Genomic DNA, 18,497 nt, shown 5'->3' on the forward strand with positions numbered 1-18,497 from the left:
CTTATTTCTCTTGCAATTCGCCCTGCTTGGCCGCTTTTACTCCTGATTGTCTGCTGCTGGTAAGAGCTTCGTACTCTTCTTTGGAGCCAACAATTATTTTTGAGTACTCGCGCAAGCCGGTACCTGCCGGGATCAAGTGACCTACAATTACGTTCTCTTTCAAGCCCAGTAATTCGTCTGCTTTTCCTTTGATGGCGGCTTCGCTCAACACCTTGGTAGTTTCCTGGAAGGAAGCTGCCGAGATAAAGCTTTGCGTACCCAAAGAAGCTTGGGTGATACCCTGCAAGGTTGGTCTTGATACAGCCGGCTGTGCATCACGCACGGTTACGATCCGTAAGTCACGCCGTTTCAAGCTGGAGTTCTCATCCCGTAGACGACGCGCCGTCACAATCATACCTGGTTTCATGGCGGTTGAGTCACCTGCATCCTCCACTACTTTCATGTCAATGATCATGTCGTTCTCTTCCATGAACGTTACTTTGTCAACCGTCTGGTTTTCCAGGAAGCTGGTATCACCTGGATCAATCACGTTCACTTTCTGCATCATCTGACGAACCACCACTTCAATGTGCTTGTCATTGATCTTCACCCCTTGCAGACGGTATACTTCCTGAATCTCGTTCACTAAGTATTCCTGCACGGCGCCAGGTCCCTGAATGTTCAGGATATCGTTCGGCGTGATAGCCCCGTCTGACAACGGAACACCGGCACGCACAAAGTCATTGTCCTGAACCAGGATGTGCTTGGAAAGAGGCACCATGTACTTCTTCCGTACGCCATCTTTAGACTCAATGTAGATCTCACGGTTACCGCGTTTCACGCCACCATAAGTTACTACACCGTCAATCTCACTCACTACCGCTGGGTTAGACGGGTTACGGGCCTCAAAGAGCTCGGTAACACGTGGCAGACCACCTGTGATGTCACGGGTTTTACCAATAGCACGTGGGATCTTAGAGATAATCTGACCTGCTTTGATTCTTTGTCCGTCTTCCACGGCTAAGTGAGCTCCTACCGGAATGTTGTAGGTCTTCGGCTCACCATTGACTGGGTTGATGACAATGGCAGGGTTCTTCGTCTTATCCTTGGTTTCAATGATCACTTTCTCACGGTGACCGGTTTGCTCATCTGACTCCTCCCGGAAAGTGATACCTTCCACAATGGATTCGTACGCGATGGTACCGTCAAACTCAGAAAGAATAACCGCGTTGTATGGATCCCAGTTACACAGCTCGTCTCCTTTGGTAACGGTTTGTCCTTCGTTTACTAACAAGAAAGAACCGTAAGGCACGTGGTTGCTGATGAGCAGTTTGCCAGTGTTTGGCTCTACTATTCTCACCTCACCAGAACGACCCATTACTACTTTCACAGGCTCGCCATCGGCGGTAGCTGTTTCAATAGTACGTACGTCTTCAAACTCGATTACCCCGTTGAACTTGGCACGTATGGCTGCATCTACCGCAATGTTAGACGCCGTACCACCCACGTGGAAAGTACGAAGTGTCAACTGAGTACCTGGCTCACCAATGGACTGAGCAGCGATAACCCCAACGGCTTCCCCTTTCTGCACCATACGGCCAGTTGAAAGGTTACGTCCGTAGCATTTCGCACAGATACCGCGCTTAGTCTCACACGTCAATACAGAACGGATCTCTACGCTTTCAATAGCCGAATTCTCTATGATTTTGGCTACTTCTTCAGTAATCTCGTTTCCAGACTCGTGAATCAGTTCTCCAGTGATCGGATCAATGATGTCATGCACGTTCACACGACCCAGGATACGCTCAGACAGAGACTCCACAATATCTTCGTTGTCTTTCAGGGCGCTCACTTCCAGACCACGTAACGTACCGCAGTCTGACTCGTTTACGATCACATCTTGGGAGACGTCCACTAAACGACGAGTCAGGTAACCCGCATCCGCCGTTTTCAAGGCTGTATCCGCAAGACCTTTACGAGCACCGTGGGTAGAGATGAAGTACTCAATTACATCCAGACCTTCTTTGAAGTTAGATAGAATTGGGTTTTCAATGATCTCCCCTACTGAGCCTTGCAAAGATTTCTGTGGTTTCGCCATCAGACCCCGCATACCACCTAACTGACGGATCTGCTCTCTGGAACCACGGGCTCCGGAGTGCATCATCATGAAGATGGAGTTGAAACCTTGGTCATCTTTCTCAAGACGGCTCATCAGAGTTTCGGTGATCTGGTTGTTAATACGCGTCCAGATATCAATTACCTGGTTGTAACGCTCGTTGTCTGTGATAAGACCCATAGAGTAGTTTGCCCAAACAGCATCTACATCTTTTTTGGCCTCTTCCACCAAGATATCTTTCTCTTTCGGGATCACGATGTCACCCAAGCCCATGGACAGACCGCCTTTGTAAGCAGACTGGAAGCCCAAGGTTTTGATATCATCCAAGAACTGAGCAGTTCTCGCCATACCGGTTACTTTGAACACGCGGGAGATAATCTGCTGCAATTTCTTTTTAGACAGAAGTTCGTCTACGTAACCCACTTCCTCTGGCACGAACTGGTTGAAAAGTACTCTACCAGCAACGGTCTCAATGAGCTTCGTTACCAATTGGTTATTCTCATCCAATATTTTCACCCGCACCTTAATGTAAGCATGCTTGGAAAGCTGGCCTTCATTGATGGCGATGATTACTTCTTCCGCGGAGTAGAAAGACATGCCTTCCCCTTGAATTTTCTCATTCTCAGTGGAGCGCTTGCCTTTGGTTACATAGTATAAGCCCAACACCATGTCCTGAGAAGGTACCGCAATTGGAGCACCGTTGGCAGGGTTCAGGATGTTGTGCGAAGCCAACATTAACATAGAGGCTTCCAGGATTGCGGCCGGTCCTAGTGGAACGTGTACCGCCATCTGGTCACCGTCAAAGTCGGCGTTGAATGCTGTGGTTACTAATGGGTGCAACTGGATTGCTTTTCCTTCGATCAGCTTCGGCTGGAAGGCCTGAATACCTAATCTGTGGAGTGTAGGAGCACGGTTCAACAGAACTGGGTGTCCTTTCAGAACGTTTTCCAAAATATCCCATACAACTGGGTCTTTTCTGTCTACGATTTTCTTCGCAGATTTTACCGTCTTTACAATACCGCGCTCAATAAGCTTACGGATAATGAACGGTTTGAAAAGCTCAGCCGCCATGTTCTTAGGCAGACCGCACTCGTGTAGTTTCAACTCTGGACCTACCACGATTACAGAACGACCAGAGTAGTCCACACGCTTACCAAGTAAGTTCTGACGGAAACGTCCTTGCTTACCTTTCAGCATGTCAGAAAGTGACTTCAGAGCACGGTTACCTTCTGCCCGAACCGCGTTCACTTTACGTGAGTTGTCGAACAGGGAATCCACTGCCTCCTGAAGCATACGCTTCTCATTCCGTAGGATTACCTCTGGTGCTTTGATCTCGATGAGACGCTTCAGACGGTTGTTACGGATGATAACGCGACGGTATAAGTCGTTCAAGTCAGACGTAGCAAAACGACCGCCATCCAACGGAACCAATGGGCGTAATTCTGGTGGAATTACAGGCACCATGCGGATTACCATCCACTCAGGCTTGTTCTCAATTCTGGTTGCGGCATCACGGAAAGCCTCTACTACACGTAGACGCTTCAACGCTTCTGCTTTCCGCTGCTGAGAAGTCTCGTGGGCAGCAGAATAACGCAGGTCATAGGAAAGGTCATCCAGGTTGATGCGCTCCAAAAGCATTTGAAGAGCTTCAGCTCCCATCTTCGCGATGAACTTGTTTGGATCATGGTTGTCCAACATTTGGTTCTCGCGTGGCAGCTTGTCAATCATGTCCAGGTACTCATCTTCGGTTAAGAAGTCCAGCATGTTTACGCCGTCCTCGCCCAAGATACCTGGCTGGATTACTACGTACCGCTCATAATAGATGATCTGATCAAGCTTCTTGGTTGGTAAGCCCAGCAGATAACCAATTTTGTTTGGCAGTGACTTGAAGTACCAGATGTGTGCTACCGGTACCACCAGTTCAATATGGCCCATGCGCTCACGACGCACTTTCTTCTCAGTTACTTCTACCCCGCAACGGTCACAGATAATCCCTTTGTAACGGATTCTCTTGTATTTACCGCAGTGGCACTCCCAGTCCTTCACTGGCCCGAAGATCCGCTCGCAGAACAAACCACCCATTTCTGGCTTGTAGGTTCTGTAGTTGATGGTTTCAGGCTTAGTCACCTCTCCGTTTGATCTTTCCAGAATTGATTCTGGAGAAGCCAACGAGATGGTCACTTTAGAGAAGTCTTGGATTAATTTTTTATTTCTTGCTAACGCCATGTTATGTGTTGCTAGATATGTAAATTTCCTTTTTACTAAATGGCCCTACTAACGCTGAAAAGGGAGAATTCAAGACGAGGCGTTTTGCGCCCCCTTTCCTGAAATCTCCTCTAAAACAGCTTATTAGTCCAGCGTAATCTCCAAGGCCAAGCCTCTGAGCTCGTGAATTAACACGTTGAATGACTCAGGGATATTTGGCTTCGGCAACACGTCACCTTTCACGATGGCTTCGTATGCTTTCGCACGACCGATCACGTCATCAGACTTCACAGTCAGGATTTCCTGCAGTACGTTAGCGGCACCGAAGGCCTCTAACGCCCACACCTCCATCTCACCGAAACGCTGACCACCAAATTGGGCTTTACCACCCAATGGCTGCTGCGTGATCAATGAGTATGGTCCGATAGAACGAGCGTGCATTTTATCGTCAACCAAGTGACCCAGTTTCAGCATGTAAATCACACCTACGGTTACTGGTTGGTCAAAACGATCACCACTCAAACCATCAAACAGGTAAGAACGTCCGAATTTAGGTAAACCAGCTTCAGCCAATTCTGCAGATACTTGTTCTTCAGTAGCACCGTCAAAGATTGGCGTCGCATATGTACGGCCCAACTTCAATCCAGCCCAGCCAAGAACGGTCTCGTAGATCTGACCGATGTTCATCCTGGATGGTACCCCAAGTGGGTTCAACACGATGTCCATTGGTGTTCCGTCTTCCAGGAACGGCATATCTTCCTCACGTACGATACGAGCTACTACCCCTTTGTTACCGTGACGGCCTGCCATCTTATCACCCACTTTCAGCTTACGCTTCTTCGCGATGTATACTTTGGCCAACTGCACGATACCAGCAGGTAACTCATCTCCTACCTCCAGGGTGAAGCGGTCGCGTTTGAAGCGGGCAGAGATCATGTTACGGCGTTTGGTGTAGTTTTTCACCAGTTCCAGCAACATTTTGTTTGTCTGCTCGTCTGCGGTCCATCCTTCTAAGATCAAGTCCTTGAACATGTTCACCTCTTCCGGAACAGCGTAGTTGCTTTCATCCTTGTAAGGGTTCTTGTCAGGGAAAAGTGCCTCAGAGATGTTCTTCTTACCGAACTTCGCTCCTTTGGTCAGGATTTCGTCGCCGAAACGGTGACGTACCCCTTGGCTTGTCTTGCCTTCCAGTAAAGACACCAGTTTCTCGATCATCACGCCTTTCACGGCTTTCAGTTCGCTGTTGTATTTTGCCTTCAGGTCTTCTACTTCTTTCTTCGCTTTGGCGCGAAGGTTTTTATCTTTCTTAGGACGAGAGAATAACTTCGTCTCGATCACCACCCCATTTAAAGATGGCGGCGCTTTCAAGGAAGCATCCTTCACATCACCGGCTTTGTCCCCGAAGATGGCCCGAAGAAGTTTCTCCTCAGGAGTTGGGTCCGTCTCCCCTTTCGGAGTGATTTTACCAATCAGGATATCACCTTCTTTTACTTCGGCTCCGATACGGATGATACCATTCTCATCCAGGTTACGAACGGCTTCTTCGCTCACGTTCGGGATCTCAGAGGTTAATTCTTCTTCCCCACGTTTCGTTTCGCGAACTTCAAGCTCAAACTCTTCAATGTGGATAGAGGTGAACACGTCATCTCTCACTACACGCTCAGAGATTACAATCGCATCCTCAAAGTTGTATCCTTGCCAAGGCATGAACGCTACCTGCAGGTTTCTACCTAAGGCAAGTTCTCCCTGGTTGGTGGCATATCCTTCGCACAGTGGCTGACCTTTCGCAACGCGCTCGTTCTTTTTAACAAGGGGAGTCAGGTTGATACAGGTGTCCTGGTTGGTACGGCGGAATTTGATGAGGTCATACGTCACATACTCAGCGTCAAAGCTTACCAGTTTCTGCTCCTCAGAGAGGTCATAACGGATGATGATCTTATCTGCATCCACGAAGTGCACGTAACCGTCGCCTTCTGCTCTCACCAACGCTCTTGAGTCAAGGGCGGCTCTCAGTTCCAGACCGGTACCAACAATAGGAGCTTGTGGCTTCACTAATGGTACAGCCTGGCGCTGCATGTTAGATCCCATCAAGGCACGGTTCGCATCATCGTGCTCCAGGAACGGAATCAATGATGCAGCCACTGATACAATCTGGTTAGGGGCAACGTCCATGTAGGTATAGCGTTCTGGCTCTACTACCGGGAAATCACCTTCAAAACGGCCTTTTACTTTATCATTAATGAAGTTACCGTTATCATCTATAATGGCGTTTGCCTGGGCAATGTGGTGGGTATCTTCTTCCTCTGCCGTCAGGTACTTCACTTCATGGGTAATATCTACTTTTCCTTCTACCACGTTGCGGTAAGGAGTTTCAATGAAGCCCATGCTGTTCACGCGTGCGTGCACACATAGTGAAGAAATCAGACCGATGTTTGGTCCCTCTGGCGTTTCAATGGTACAAAGACGACCGTAGTGGGTATAGTGAACGTCACGTACCTCGAAACCAGCGCGCTCACGGGAAAGACCTCCTGGCCCTAGTGCAGACACACGCCGTTTGTGCGTGATTTCTGCCAGCGGGTTGGTCTGGTCCATGAACTGAGACAACTGGTTTGTTCCGAAGAACGAGTTGATAACGGAAGAAAGCGTACGCGCGTTGATCAAGTCAACCGGTTTGAATTCTTCATTATCGCGCACGTTCATCCGCTCTTTGATAGTTCTGGCCATACGGGCAAGACCTACACCAAATTGCGCATATAGCTGCTCACCAACCGTTCTAACGCGGCGGTTACTTAAGTGGTCAATATCATCAACAACGGCTCTTGAGTTGATCAAACCAATCAGGTATTTCACAATCAGGACGATGTCCTCATTGGTCAATACTTTGGCATCCCAGTTTTTATCAAGACCTAGTTTCTTGTTGATTCTGTAACGTCCTACATCACCTAGATCGTAGCGCTTATCACTGAAGAACAACTTCTGAATAATGTCACGGGCAGTCTCCACGTCTGGTGCTTCGGTATTACGTAACTGACGATAGATCTGCTCAACGGCTTCCTGCTCGGAGTTTGAGTTATCTTTCTGCAGGGTGTTATAGATGATGTTGTAATCCGCTATGTTTACGTTCTCACGGTGCAGGATAATAGATTTCACGCCTGAATCAATGATCACGTCTAAGTCATCTTCGGTTACTTCAGAGTCACGCTCTAACAGAACCTCGTTACGATCAATTGATACTACTTCACCAGTATCTTCATCCACGAAGTCTTCTGTCCAGGTGCGGAGAACCCGTGCCGCCAGCTTTCTGCCAACAACACCTTTCAAGGTTTTCTTATCGGCCTTTACTTCTTCAGACAAACCGAACAGATCCAGGATGTCTTTATCCGTTCCGTAGCCAATAGCACGCAACAAAGTTGTTACCGGGAATTTCTTCTTACGGTCAATGTACGCGTACATCACGTTGTTCACGTCTGTCGCGAATTCAATCCAAGACCCTTTGAAAGGGATAATTCTGGCAGAATATAATTTAGTACCATTGGTGTGCTTGCTTTGGGCAAAGAACACCCCTGGTGAACGGTGCAACTGCGATACAATCACGCGCTCAGCGCCATTGATCACAAATGAACCTTTCTCAGTCATATAAGGAATGTTTCCTAAGAAAACTTCCTGCTCAATTGTCTCAAAATCCTCATTGTCCGTATCATTACAGATCAAACGAAGTTTTGCCTTTAACGGAACTGAATATGTCAACCCACGGTCAATACACTCATCAACTGAATATTTGGGTGGGTCTACGTGGTAGTCTACGAATTCCAGAACGAAATTCTCTCTTGAATCAGAGATCGGAAAGTTTTCAGCAAACACTTTGAAAAGACCTTCTTCCGTGCGGTTCTCGGCAGCGGTTTCCAACTGGAAAAAGTCTTGGAAAGATTGTAGCTGAACGTCCAGAAAGTCTGGGTAATCAATTACCGACTTTATGGACGCAAAGTTGATCCGCTCTGTCGTTTTACTTGTAGCCAAAGTTGTCTGAATTTTACGTTTAAACTTTGTCGTGCCTATGAATAGTTTCTTCAGAGGCAGAAATTTCTAGAAAAATCTTTTCTAGGTACAAACAGGAAAAGACCTGACGAAAATGCCAGGTCTAACCCTTTGTGGTAATGGAAGGTAGTGTGTGGATTACTTAACCTCCACTTCAGCACCAGCTTCTTCCAATTGCTTTTTCAATGAATCTGCTTCATCTTTAGCAACACCTTCTTTCAATGGTTTTGGAGCACCATCAACCAGTTCTTTCGCTTCTTTCAAGCCAAGACCAGTAAGTTCTTTCACTAGCTTCACAACTGCTAGTTTAGAGGCACCTGCAGCCTTAAGGATTACATCAAAAGATGTTTTCTCTTCTGCAGCGGCTCCAGCGTCTCCACCGGCAGCACCAGCTACCATTACAGGAGCAGCAGCTGCTGGCTCAATACCATACTCATCCTTAAGAATCGTAGCAAGTTCATTAACCTCTTTTACAGTTAAGTTAACCAACTGCTCAGCGAATGCTTTCAAATCTGCCATTTTTATTAGTAATTAAAAGTTGTTTTAAAATTGAAATGTTATTGTTCTTTCTCTGATAATGTTTTAACCAATCCGGCCAGGATATTGCCACCGCTCTGAAGGGCAGAAATAACGTTTTTGGCTGGAGATTGAAGTAAGCCGATGATTTCACCAATCAGTTCTTCTCTAGACTTAAGCTTGCTTAAGGTATCTAGTTGATCATCGCCTAAGTAGATGCTGGCATCTATGTAAGCACCTTTCAAAACTGGTTTTTTAGCGCCTGTTTTGCGGAAATCAAGCAACAATTTAGCAGGAGCATTTCCTGTAGTTGGCTCAAACATGATTCCGGAAGATCCTTTCAACGCTACATCTAAAGATGATGTATCTGTATCTAAGGTATCTAAGGCTTTACGTATCAGAGTATTTTTGTAAACTTTGTACTCAATGCCTCTGTCAAAGCACATTCTTCTGAATCTATTGATAGTTGCTACTGTCAAATCAGAAGCATCAGTGATGTAGACGAAGGAGTTTTGAGCAAATTTCTCGCTCAGGTCGCGTACAATGATTTCTTTCTCTTCCCGTGTCATCTCTTCTCGTTAAATTGAGGTTTTGTCAACTACTACACCAGGACTCATTGTGCTTGACAATGTGATGCTCTTAATATAAGTTCCTTTTGCAGAAGAAGGCTTCAAACGGTTAAGTGTAGCAATTACTTCACTTGCGTTTGCTGCAATTTGATCTGGGCCGAAGGAAACTTTACCAATGCTGGTGTGAATGATACCGGTTTTGTCAACTTTGAAGTCAATTTTACCAGCTTTCACTTCTTTCACCGCTTTGGCTACGTCTGTAGTAACAGTACCAGCTTTAGGGTTTGGCATCAGGTTACGGGGTCCCAAAATACGGCCCAGTCTACCTACTTTTGCCATTACGGCTGGCATAGTGATAATCACATCAATATCAGTCCAGCCTTTTTCAATCTTCTGGATGTACTCGTCAAGACCTACGTAGTCAGCACCAGCAGCTTTCGCCTCATCCTCTTTGTCTGGAGTGCAAAGTACCAACACACGTACATCTTTACCAGTTCCGTGTGGAAGGGTCACAACCCCTCTTACCATTTGATCAGCCTTACGCGGGTCAACTCCCAAGCGAACGTCAATGTCAACGGAAGCATCAAACTTAGTGAAAGTGATTTCCTTCACTACGCCTGCTGCATCTAACAAAGCGTACTCTTTTTTAGGGTCGTACTTCGCTAAGACTGCTTTTCTGTTTTTAGAAATTCTAGCCATTTGCTTTTTAATTACTCACTCCAAGGAGCAGTTCCTTTTACTGTGATACCCATGCTACGCGCGGTACCAGCTACCAATTTCATTGCCGCCTCAACTTTAAATGCATTCAGGTCAGGCATTTTGATTTCAGCAATCTCGCGAATCTGATCCCAAGTCACAGAACCAACTTTATTACGGTTAGGCTCTTTAGATCCTGATTTGATTTTCGCAGCATCCATCAACAATACTGGAGCGGGAGGAGTCTTAATTACGAAGTCAAACGACTTGTCTGTGTACATTGTAATCAAAACTGGGCATACTTGGCCGGCCTTGTCCTGGGTTCTAGCATTGAACTGCTTGCAGAACTCCATGATGTTAAGACCTTTAGATCCAAGTGCAGGTCCAATCGGCGGTGCTGGATTCGCGGCGCCTCCCTTTACCTGAAGTTTCAGATAACCTTTTATTTCTTTTGCCATTATTATTTATTACTACTGTTCTTTTTCTACTTGCATGTAGTTCAGCTCCACTGGCGTGTTCCGCCCGAAGATCTTCACCATCACATTCAATTTGCGACGTTCCTCAAACACTTCCTCTACAGTACCAGAGAAACCGTTGAATGGACCGTCCATTACTTTCACAGTTTCGCCAACAATGAAAGGTGTCTCTAAAGTTTCCACCTGCTCATCTGTTTCGTCAACTTTCCCTAAGATTCGGTTAACTTCAGACATACGCAACGGAACCGGCTTTTCGTCTGCTCTTCCATTACCAGAACCAAGGAAGCCAATAACGCCCGGGGTGCTGGTGATCAAGTGCTCTACTTCACCATTAGAGATGTCTGCAAAGATCAATACATAACCGGGAAAAAAGCTGCGCTCTCTTACGCGTTTTTTCCCGTTCCGCATTTCGTATACTTTTTCAGACGGAATAAGCACCTGGGGTACCATCTCCGTTAGATTATGACGGGCAACTTCATTCTCAAGATAAGCTTTCGCTTTTTTCTCCTGGCCTGAAACTGCACGCACTACATACCACTTTAAATCTGCCATGTTCTCCAGCTTAAATTAGAATTGGTTATAAAACCATTCTAGGGTGGAGTCGTAAACAAAATCCATAGCACCTACAATGACCGCAAACACAACAGAGCCAACCAATACTAAGATAGAACTCTTCTGAAGCTCTGAGTAGGTTGGCCAGGTAACCTTGTGCTGCATCTCCTCTACAGCGTCATTGAAAAATTTTGTCAGCTTTCCCATTCTGATGCTATTAACTCTATTTGCACGGGAGGTAGGACTCGAACCTACAACCAATGGTTTTGGAGACCACTACTCTACCAATTGAGCTACTCCCGTAAAAAAATGCACGCCATTCGTTTAAATGGAGTGCAAATGTATTCTTCTTTTCTTAAAAAAACAAGTCCGCCCTACATTTTCAGCAAGGCGGACTTGAAATTTTTAATAATTAGTCAAGGATTTCAGTTACCTGACCGGCACCTACGGTTCTACCACCTTCACGGATAGCGAAACGCAGGCCTTTTTCCATCGCTACTTTGTTGATCAAGTCAACAGTGATAGTGATGTTATCACCAGGCATAACCATTTCAACACCTTCCGGCAACGTGATGATACCAGTTACGTCTGTAGTTCTCAGATAGAACTGTGGACGGTAGTTGTTGAAGAATGGCGTGTGACGTCCACCTTCTTCTTTAGAAAGAACGTAAACCTCAGCTTTGAACTTCATGTGAGGAGTTACTGAACCTGGCTTACAGATAACCATACCACGACGGATATCGGTTTTCTCAATACCACGAAGCAACAGACCTACGTTGTCACCAGCTTCACCTCTGTCAAGGATCTTACGAAACATCTCAACACCAGTTACTGTAGACTTCAGGCCTTCAGCACCCATACCCAAGATATCCACTTGCTCACCAGAGTTGATGATACCACGCTCAATACGGCCAGTAGCTACTGTACCACGACCAGTGATAGAGAACACGTCCTCAACTGGCATCAAGAATGGAAGGTCAGTTAAACGAGCAGGAATCGGAATGTAAGAGTCAACGGCATCCATCAATTCTTCGATGGTTTTCACCCATTTGTCATCTCCGTTCAAGCCACCAAGAGCAGAACCTTGGATAACTGGGATGTTGTCACCGTCGAAATCATAGAAAGAAAGAAGCTCTCTGATTTCCATTTCAACTAGTTCTAACAATTCTGGATCGTCTACCATGTCCACTTTGTTCATGAACACAACAAGGGCAGGAACACCTACCTGACGAGCCAGAAGGATGTGCTCACGAGTTTGTGGCATTGGACCATCTGTAGCAGCAACTACCAGAATAGCACCGTCCATCTGAGCAGCACCAGTCACCATGTTTTTCACGTAGTCAGCGTGACCTGGGCAGTCAACGTGCGCGTAGTGACGTTTCTCCGTTGCATACTCAACGTGAGAAGTGTTAATAGTAATACCACGCTCTTTTTCTTCAGGAGCGTTGTCAATAGAAGAGAAATCTCTCTTTGCGGCTAGACCTTTGTTCGCTAAAACCTGAGTAATAGCAGCAGTCAAGGTTGTTTTGCCGTGGTCAACGTGCCCAATTGTACCGATATTTACGTGCGGTTTGGAGCGATCAAAATTTTCTTTAGCCATTTTAGAAAGTATTTAGTTCTTGGGTGAAACGGTGTAATTTTTGTTTATACTACTAAGCAATCATAATACCGCTTGAGCCAACGATGGGAATTGAACCCACGACCCCTTCCTTACCAAGGAAGTACTCTACCCCTGAGCTACGTCGGCAAAACAAAATAATGCAGCTTGCGCTGCATTATTTCTTAAGAGAGCGGGAGACGAGGTTCGAACCCGCGACCTACAGCTTGGAAGGCTGTCGCTCTACCAGCTGAGCTACTCCCGCTTGTTTACTGGTAAAATCTCAGGAACCTTTGCGAAACAACCTGTAACCTTGTTTCAATTCCTAAGCAATGTTTGTGGGGAGAGAAGGATTCGAACCTTCGAAAGCTTACGCTAACGGAGTTACAGTCCGTCCCATTTGGCCACTCTGGAACCTCCCCTTTTCCTGTTTCAAAGAACCCTTTTCCCGTCTTCATTTGATGATTTCGTTCTAAGGAGATGCAAAACTAGTGTCTTTTTCTTCCATGTCAAATATTTCTGCAAATATTTTTTTTCAATCAGTTGTTTGCGCACCCATTGAGGGGTCTAATTTGGGGTCGTTTTCCAGCAATTTCAGCAGCGTTTCTTTGCGTTCGTCGGTCTCGGCCATGAGTGTAAGCATTTGAAAGGCTGCTTGTTTTGTCTCTTGCATGGTCTCTTGCTGCACTACCTGTACCAAGGACTGCCAGCCCCTCTCCTGTCGGTCAATATTTTTTTTCAACAGGAAGGCTCCAAAGCTCTGAATGAAGAAATACAGGTCCCCTCCCCTCAGTTTTTGGGCGTTTTTCAAATACCAGGTGTAAAGCTCCTCTTCTTCACTGGCGGTAAAAGCAGAGGCAAGCGCGTTTACCACGTCGGGATTTTTGTAGGTCAAGAATGATTTTAATCGGCCCTGGTCATGTCCTCCTTTGTTCCAGGCGAAAATTGCGGCGCTCACTACCTGGTAAGAACTGTCCTGCAATCTTCTTTCTATGATTTCCTGGGGCAAGCCATTCAAAGTGCTTAGCACATAGGTAGCCGTTGCCCTCACAGAACTGTTTTTATCCGTCTCGGCCATTTGTTGAATCTGGTTCTGGCCTTGCGGATTTTCCATGGCATCTGTACCAACCATGATCTCTAGCCCCGTAACTCTTACCTTCCAGAAGGGATCTTGCAAGGCTTTTTGTACGACTTGGTTTATAAGAACATGGGTGGTGTCTCTCAGATGTTCTAATGCGTTTGATTTGGCTGCATACGTAGTGCTATTCAGAAATTGGGTGGCCCATTCTTCTATAGACTTTTTATGGCTGATATTAGCCAACACCTTCTGCGAAGGATCAATCACCACAACTTGCGGAGCGCTCTGCATTGGGAAAGTGAACGTCTGGTCAGCCTGAAGTAACTCCACTTGTTCTTCCTGCCATTTGCCGTCCTGCAGCAGTGCAATGGTCAGAGGCATTTTGTACACTGTGGTTCTCACTGTATCCTGCGTTTGGGTAACCCGCACAGACAAGGCTCCATTCTGATAGGAATGTTTCACCTGTAATTCGGGGTGACCGGGGGTGAGGAACCATTGCTGGAAAAAGGGGATTAAATCCCGTCCGGTAATTTCCTCGAATGCCAACCGCAGTTCATCAATTTCAACCGAGCTGTTTCTGTTTTCTTTTAAATACAGGTTAAGCGAAGCGAAGAACGCCTCATCTCCTACCTCCTGCCGAAGCATGTGCAGCACCCGTCCGCCTTTGGCGTAGGAGTGGCTGTCAAACATATCTTCTTTGTCCAGATAATGGTACCGGATGAGCGGTTCCTGTTTGGTTCTGGCTTCGCCGAGATATTCCAGCAAGGCCGTCTGGTGCGTGAGGGCGGCCTCGTCTGGCCCGTACTGGTGCTCGGCCCATAGGTATTCTGAGTAATCAGCGAAGGATTCATTCAGGGGCAAGTTGGACCAGGACTCCGTAGTGACTAAATCGCCGAACCATTGGTGAAAGAGTTCATGGGCAATGATGTGGTCCCAGTTCTTGTCCAGCAATTCGCGGCGATCTTGTTGCACATATTCCATAAACGTAGAGGCGGTGGTGTTTTCCATGGCCCCAGAGACAAAGTTTCTCACTACCACTTGCGCGTATTTATCCCAAGGGAAAGCCACGCCTAGTTTTTGAGAGAAGAACTCCAGCATGGCGGGGGTTCGGCCGAAGGTGGCTTTGGCAGTGGCGGCGTATTCCGGCTCCACCCAGTAACTTACCTCCTTGTTGCGCCATTTGTCCTTTACCACCGCAAATTCGCCAATCGCCATCATGGCCAGGTAAGGCGCATGCGGTTGGGCCATGCGCCAATGGTCAGTTCTTAGGCCGTTTTTTGATTTTTGAGACGAAACCAGTACGCCATTAGACAACGTTTTAAAGCGGTCTTCTACCGTAATAAAGATTTCCTGCGTCATGCGCTCGTTGGGCTTGTCAATGGTGGGGAACCAAGCGGAGTTCGCCTCGGTTTCGCCCTGCGTCCAGATTTGCTGGGGTACTCCTTCCTCGGTGCCTAGCGGATTGATGAAGTACAGCCCTTTGTCGGCTTGGATGGCGGCGCTGCCTTTGACGGCTAATTCATTCGGCTTGGCCGTGTAGGAAATAAACAGCTGCAGGGTGTCCTTTCTGGTGTAGGTTTTATCCAGCTTTAAGGTGAGGCGCTGCTGGTCATAGTCATACGTCAAAGGCACTTCCTGTTTTCCTTTGCGTAAGGTCACTTTATGGATATCAAACCCCTTGGCATCTAGCACCACCTGGCTCTGCGGATAGAAATAAGGTTTTAAGGTAAGCGTAGCTTCGCCTAGGAGATGCTGTTTTTGCCAGTCAAACCTCACGTTCAAACGGGTATGCAGCAGGTCTACCAGGCGTTCGGCGGTGGGCTGGTAAGGGCCCTTACTGGTGACGGGCACCGTTGGAGCACTGATGGAATCTGCAACTGGGACAACTTCTTCTGAGGTAATGGCAGGGGCAACGGGTTGCTTTACGGCGCAGCCGGCAACCGTACCACACAACAGAAAGAACAAGAAGCCACGGGAAACGATATGATTCATGTAATGATTTATTAACTTTGGGAACTCAAGTTGTGAAATTATTTCGCACCAACGGTACTTACGGTCTTTAACCCAACCCACATGCTACAGGTAAAATCGGCTGCTGCCACCTGGCAAGTAGTCCTAGAGAAAAACCAGATTCTTCTCAACGATGCTCCTTTTACCTGGGATTTACTTCCCCTTAGCCCTACTTCCTTCCATATTCTCAAAGACGGCCGTTCGTATACCGCCGAATTATTGGAAAGTGACCCCGAAACCAAAACCTTCCAGATTAAGATTAACGGCAATGTGCATACGTTGCAGGTGCAAGACCGGATGGATTTGCTGCTGGAGAGTCTGGGCATGGGACAGGCCCTGGCACAGAAGATAAACGACATCAAAGCGCCTATGCCCGGCCTTATTCTTGACATTAAGGTAGAGCCGGGCCAAGAAGTGAAGAAAGGCGACCCCATTCTTATTCTGGAAGCCATGAAAATGGAGAACATCATCAAGTCTCCTGGCGACGGCGTGGTCTCTGCGGTGAAGGTAAACGTAAGGCAGAACGTAGAGAAAAACCAAGTATTGATCGTGTTTTAAATAAACGCTGTTTAGGGCCTGTTTTCTGTAAAACGGGCCCTAAACGTGTCTACCCAAACGTCACTTAACTATTACTATCTAAATAAGCATGCGATTCAAAAGAATTCTATTGAAGCTCAGCGGAGAGTCCCTCATGGGCGAACAGCAGTATGGGATTGATACCAATATGCTGGTGCAATACGCCGAAGAAATAAAGTCTGCCGTTGATATGGGGGCCGAGGTGGCCGTGGTCATTGGTGGAGGAAACATTTTCAGGGGCGTGCAGGCCGAGGCAGTAGGATTGGACCGTGTGCAGGGCGATTACATGGGCATGCTGGCCACCGTCATCAACAGCATGGCCCTCCAGAGCGCGCTGGAGAAAGTGGGGGTGTTTACCCGTTTATTGTCTGGCATCAACATCCAACAAGTGTGCGAGCCGTATATCCGCCGGAGGGCGATGCGCCACCTGGAAAAAGGCCGCGTGGTTATCTTCGGGGCGGGTACCGGTAACCCGTATTTCACCACCGACTCTGCGGCCAGTTTACGCGCCATTGAGATAGAGGCCGATGTGGTGTTAAAAGGAACCCGGGTAGACGGTATCTATACCGCCGACCCAGAAAAAGACGCTTCCGCTACCCGTTACACCGATATTACCTTTGAGGAAGTGTTTGAGAAAGGCCTGAACGTGATGGACATGACCGCCTTTACCCTTTGCAAAGAAAACAACTTACCTATTGTAGTGTTTGACATTAACAAACGCGGCAACCTGGCTAAGTTAATTGACGGCGAGAAAGTAGGAACCTTGGTTTCTATGTAATATCAATTTGCCTGTTGCCTTAGGGCGATGGATTTTACAGAATAAAATCAGAAATTTGTGCCGCCTTTGGCTTTTGCTACGGCAGTACTATTTAGTCATCTTTCTAAATCAGAAAATCCCAATGACCGAAGAAATTAACTTTTATTTGAGCGAAGCCGAGGAATCCATGCAGAAATCGGTGCAGCACACGAGTATAGAATTAACCAAAATCAGAGCTGGCAAAGCCTCTCCAGCCATGGTAGAAGACTTGCGCGTAGATTATTACGGCACGCCTACCCCTATTTCTCAGGTAGCCAATATCATGACCCCAGATGCCCGTACGCTTATGATTAAGCCGTGGGAGAAAAACATGGTGTCGGAAATCGGGAAAGCCATCAAGAACAGTGACCTGGGCCTAAACCCCATGGTAGAGGCAGACGGAATCAGGCTGAACATTCCGGCCCTTACCGAGGAACGCCGCCGCGAATTGGTGAAACAAGCCAAAAACGAAACTGAAAGTGGCAAGATACGCGTGCGTAACGTAAGAAAAGACGTGAACGACTCTCTCCGCAAACTACAGAAAGAAGGTACTTCTGAAGATGCCGTGAAAGATGCCGAAGCCAAAGTACAGAAGCTAACCGATGCTTACATTGTGAAAATGGACGAGCTTCTGTCTAAGAAAGAAGCCGAAATCATGACCATCTAAGCAAGTCTCGTTTCCTGTCTATTTTCAGGAAAACAGCATAAAAAGGGAAGGCCCCGCACGAGCACGTGCGGGGCCTTCCCTTTTTATCCTTTTTATTTAGAAGAGATGCACCTGATTTAAGCGGGAGTAGCCGCCAGCCATTCTTTGGCTTCGGTTACACTATCAAATACCTCAATGCCTCTGGTATCATACGTAAACCGCAAAGATTTATCTGCTGACAGGCGACTGAGCATACTAGGCGAGTACACCCAGGCAAAAGAAATCAAACCGGCCTGACGCAACCTGGGAAACCAATCGGTTCCTACCCACTCGGCCGCGCTGGACCAGATACCTTCCACGTTGGTATTGTCATTGAGCACTTTAAAGCACCCAAAATGTCCCATGGCCTCTAGTATGCGCTCACAGCCTTCCTGCACCGATTGTTTTGTCTGAAAACCAATCCAATCTGCATGAATGAGTTGCTGGTCTTGGTTGTATATGATGGAAATATAAGTGTCTTGAAATATAACTTCGGTACGCATTGTCTCAGGAGGCCCCTTTGGTGTGTCTGTCTGGAAGGATGAGCAAATTACGTTTCAACCCCCATCTTACCAACTAAATACTCGTCAATAATTGCATTATTTAAATGA

At 47.0% G+C, this 18,497-nt stretch carries 14 protein-coding genes and 4 tRNA genes; 3 read left to right on the forward strand and 15 right to left on the reverse strand.

Translation table 11 applies throughout. From position 1 onward, the window contains the following. Position 1 precedes the first annotated feature (1 nt). The 14 genes from rpoC to ACY0JR_RS08350 all read right to left on the reverse strand — a co-directional run bounded on the left by rpoC (position 2) and on the right by ACY0JR_RS08350 (position 15,811). Positions 2-4,321, reverse strand: coding sequence for a DNA-directed RNA polymerase subunit beta' (gene rpoC, locus ACY0JR_RS08285; protein WP_462633477.1), 4,320 nt, complete (start codon positions 4,319-4,321; stop codon positions 2-4). 123 nt (positions 4,322-4,444) lie between these two features. Next, positions 4,445-8,317 (reverse strand): DNA-directed RNA polymerase subunit beta, encoded by a 3,873-nt coding sequence (gene rpoB / locus ACY0JR_RS08290; protein WP_462633478.1) that lies wholly within the window; start codon positions 8,315-8,317, stop codon positions 4,445-4,447. A 156-nt stretch (positions 8,318-8,473) separates the two neighbouring features. After that, positions 8,474-8,854 (reverse strand): 50S ribosomal protein L7/L12, encoded by a 381-nt coding sequence (rplL, locus tag ACY0JR_RS08295; RefSeq protein WP_462633479.1) that lies wholly within the window; start codon positions 8,852-8,854, stop codon positions 8,474-8,476. A gap of 38 nt (positions 8,855-8,892) precedes the next feature. After that, positions 8,893-9,420 (reverse strand): 50S ribosomal protein L10, encoded by a 528-nt coding sequence (rplJ, locus tag ACY0JR_RS08300; RefSeq protein ID WP_462633480.1) that lies wholly within the window; start codon positions 9,418-9,420, stop codon positions 8,893-8,895. A gap of 9 nt (positions 9,421-9,429) precedes the next feature. Further along, positions 9,430-10,119 carry a 50S ribosomal protein L1 gene (gene rplA, locus ACY0JR_RS08305; RefSeq protein ID WP_462633482.1) on the reverse strand — a complete coding sequence of 230 codons (690 nt, stop codon included), beginning with the start codon at positions 10,117-10,119 and terminating at the stop codon, positions 9,430-9,432. An 11-nt stretch (positions 10,120-10,130) separates the two neighbouring features. After that, the gene (gene rplK / locus ACY0JR_RS08310; RefSeq protein ID WP_062543970.1) at positions 10,131-10,574 is read right to left on the reverse strand and encodes a 50S ribosomal protein L11; all 444 of its coding nucleotides are present in this window, start codon (positions 10,572-10,574) and stop codon (positions 10,131-10,133) included. A 12-nt stretch (positions 10,575-10,586) separates the two neighbouring features. Beyond that, entirely contained in the window at positions 10,587-11,144 is a 558-nt protein-coding gene (gene nusG, locus ACY0JR_RS08315) for a transcription termination/antitermination protein NusG (RefSeq protein WP_462633483.1), read from the reverse strand. 15 nt (positions 11,145-11,159) lie between these two features. Next, on the reverse strand, positions 11,160-11,351 hold the full coding sequence (gene secE, locus ACY0JR_RS08320) for a preprotein translocase subunit SecE (protein ID WP_062543968.1): 192 nt from the start codon (positions 11,349-11,351) through the stop codon (positions 11,160-11,162). A gap of 23 nt (positions 11,352-11,374) precedes the next feature. Continuing rightward, positions 11,375-11,447: transfer RNA gene (locus ACY0JR_RS08325), tRNA-Trp, on the reverse strand. A 109-nt stretch (positions 11,448-11,556) separates the two neighbouring features. After that, positions 11,557-12,744 carry an elongation factor Tu gene (tuf, locus tag ACY0JR_RS08330; protein WP_186641303.1) on the reverse strand — a complete coding sequence of 396 codons (1,188 nt, stop codon included), beginning with the start codon at positions 12,742-12,744 and terminating at the stop codon, positions 11,557-11,559. Positions 12,745-12,819: 75 nt separating this feature from the next. Further along, positions 12,820-12,891, reverse strand: a tRNA-Thr gene (locus ACY0JR_RS08335). A 42-nt stretch (positions 12,892-12,933) separates the two neighbouring features. Next, positions 12,934-13,006, reverse strand: a tRNA-Gly gene (locus ACY0JR_RS08340). A 74-nt stretch (positions 13,007-13,080) separates the two neighbouring features. Beyond that, positions 13,081-13,163: transfer RNA gene (locus ACY0JR_RS08345), tRNA-Tyr, on the reverse strand. Positions 13,164-13,276: 113 nt separating this feature from the next. Beyond that, a complete protein-coding gene (locus ACY0JR_RS08350; protein ID WP_462633484.1) occupies positions 13,277-15,811 on the reverse strand; it encodes a M1 family aminopeptidase in 2,535 nt (844 codons plus the stop codon). An 81-nt stretch (positions 15,812-15,892) separates the two neighbouring features. Here ACY0JR_RS08350 and ACY0JR_RS08355 point away from each other — a divergent pair, with 81 nt between their 5' ends. The 3 genes from ACY0JR_RS08355 to frr all read left to right on the forward strand — a co-directional run bounded on the left by ACY0JR_RS08355 (position 15,893) and on the right by frr (position 17,868). Continuing rightward, positions 15,893-16,387 carry an acyl-CoA carboxylase biotin carboxyl carrier protein subunit gene (locus tag ACY0JR_RS08355; protein WP_462633486.1) on the forward strand — a complete coding sequence of 165 codons (495 nt, stop codon included), beginning with the start codon at positions 15,893-15,895 and terminating at the stop codon, positions 16,385-16,387. Between the two features lie 88 nt (positions 16,388-16,475). Continuing rightward, positions 16,476-17,183, forward strand: coding sequence for a UMP kinase (gene pyrH, locus ACY0JR_RS08360; protein WP_462633488.1), 708 nt, complete (start codon positions 16,476-16,478; stop codon positions 17,181-17,183). Positions 17,184-17,304: 121 nt separating this feature from the next. Continuing rightward, the gene (frr, locus tag ACY0JR_RS08365) at positions 17,305-17,868 is read left to right on the forward strand and encodes a ribosome recycling factor (protein WP_462633489.1); all 564 of its coding nucleotides are present in this window, start codon (positions 17,305-17,307) and stop codon (positions 17,866-17,868) included. A gap of 116 nt (positions 17,869-17,984) precedes the next feature. Here frr and ACY0JR_RS08370 read toward each other — a convergent pair whose 3' ends face one another. Continuing rightward, complete coding sequence (locus tag ACY0JR_RS08370) at positions 17,985-18,389, reverse strand: hypothetical protein (RefSeq protein ID WP_462633490.1); 405 nt, start codon at positions 18,387-18,389, stop codon at positions 17,985-17,987. Between the last annotated feature and the right edge of the window lie 108 nt (positions 18,390-18,497).

The organism is Rufibacter sp. JT3400010 (assembly GCF_054956755.1).

Coding starts and splice junctions, on each gene's coding strand:
- rplK (WP_062543970.1), bottom strand. CDS start 10,574: ATGGCAAAAGAAATAAAAGGTTATCTGAAACTTCAGGTAAAGGGAGGC.
- frr (WP_462633489.1), top strand. CDS start 17,305: ATGACCGAAGAAATTAACTTTTATTTGAGCGAAGCCGAGGAATCCATG.
- rplA (WP_462633482.1), bottom strand. CDS start 10,119: ATGGCTAGAATTTCTAAAAACAGAAAAGCAGTCTTAGCGAAGTACGAC.
- secE (WP_062543968.1), bottom strand. CDS start 11,351: ATGGGAAAGCTGACAAAATTTTTCAATGACGCTGTAGAGGAGATGCAG.
- ACY0JR_RS08370 (WP_462633490.1), bottom strand. CDS start 18,389: ATGCGTACCGAAGTTATATTTCAAGACACTTATATTTCCATCATATAC.
- rpoC (WP_462633477.1), bottom strand. CDS start 4,321: ATGGCGTTAGCAAGAAATAAAAAATTAATCCAAGACTTCTCTAAAGTG.
- ACY0JR_RS08350 (WP_462633484.1), bottom strand. CDS start 15,811: ATGAATCATATCGTTTCCCGTGGCTTCTTGTTCTTTCTGTTGTGTGGT.
- rplJ (WP_462633480.1), bottom strand. CDS start 9,420: ATGACACGGGAAGAGAAAGAAATCATTGTACGCGACCTGAGCGAGAAA.
- tuf (WP_186641303.1), bottom strand. CDS start 12,744: ATGGCTAAAGAAAATTTTGATCGCTCCAAACCGCACGTAAATATCGGT.
- ACY0JR_RS08355 (WP_462633486.1), top strand. CDS start 15,893: ATGCTACAGGTAAAATCGGCTGCTGCCACCTGGCAAGTAGTCCTAGAG.
- pyrH (WP_462633488.1), top strand. CDS start 16,476: ATGCGATTCAAAAGAATTCTATTGAAGCTCAGCGGAGAGTCCCTCATG.
- nusG (WP_462633483.1), bottom strand. CDS start 11,144: ATGGCAGATTTAAAGTGGTATGTAGTGCGTGCAGTTTCAGGCCAGGAG.
- rplL (WP_462633479.1), bottom strand. CDS start 8,854: ATGGCAGATTTGAAAGCATTCGCTGAGCAGTTGGTTAACTTAACTGTA.